We start from the raw sequence: 846 nt of genomic DNA, 5'->3' as shown, positions 1-846 counted from the left end.
AGGATGGGACGGGTAGGGGCGGCGGGGGCGGAGGAAAGCCCTATGCCGACGCCCGCTCCACCACCCTCGCCCGCAGCTCCGCGTGCTCCAGCACCTTCCGCAAGTGGCGCTCCACCACCGGCAGAACCTCCCCCACCGTCACATCCCGCCCCAGCTCGTTCGCGAGCGAAGTAACCCCCGCGTCCCGGATCCCGCACGGGATGATCCGGTCGAACCAGACGTTGTCCGGGTTCACGTTCAGCGAGAAACCGTGCATGGTGACGCCCTTCGCCACCCGGATCCCGATCGCCGCGACCTTCCGGTCCTCCCGCCGCTGCCCGGCGTTGGACGGCGCGTACTCCGGCCCGTTCATCCGGGGGTCGAACTCGTCGTCGTGCAGCCGGGGGTCCAGATCCAGCGACAGGCCACCGAGCGAGGCCGCCGGCCGCCGCTCGACCGGGTCGCCCAGCACCCACACCCCGCTGCGCCCCTCCACCCGGGACGTCTCCACCCCGAACTCCGCACAGGTACGGATCAGCGCGTCCTCCAGCCGCCGTACGTGCGCCACGACGTCCACCGGACGCGGCAGCTTCTGGATGGGATAGCCCACCAGCTGGCCCGGACCGTGCCAGGTGATCTTGCCGCCGCGGTCCACGTCGATGACCGGGGTGCCGTCGAGGGGGCGCTCGCTCGGGTCGGTGCGCCGGCCGGCCGTGTAGACCGGGTGGTGTTCGAGGAGGAGGCACGTGTCGGGGATCTCGTCCGCGAAACGTGCCGCGTGCACCCGGCGCTGCTCGTCCCAGGCCGCCTGGTAGTCGACGTACTCGACGCCGTCGGCGCCGAATCCCATCCGGACGAACCGCAACT

1 protein-coding gene is annotated in these 846 nt (G+C 71.6%); it reads right to left on the bottom strand.

The features are described from left to right. Positions 1–40: 40 nt before the first annotated feature. The gene (gene lipB, locus STRTUCAR8_RS12185) at positions 41–844 is read right to left on the bottom strand and encodes a lipoyl(octanoyl) transferase LipB (RefSeq protein WP_241784683.1); all 804 of its coding nucleotides are present in this window, start codon (positions 842–844) and stop codon (positions 41–43) included. Positions 845–846 lie beyond the last annotated feature (2 nt).

Source organism: Streptomyces turgidiscabies Car8, assembly GCF_000331005.1.
In the GTDB taxonomy this organism is placed as follows: domain Bacteria; phylum Actinomycetota; class Actinomycetes; order Streptomycetales; family Streptomycetaceae; genus Streptomyces; species Streptomyces turgidiscabies.
The sequence above is the reverse complement of the archived record's forward strand: the minus strand, read 5'-3'. Positions and strand labels throughout refer to the sequence as shown.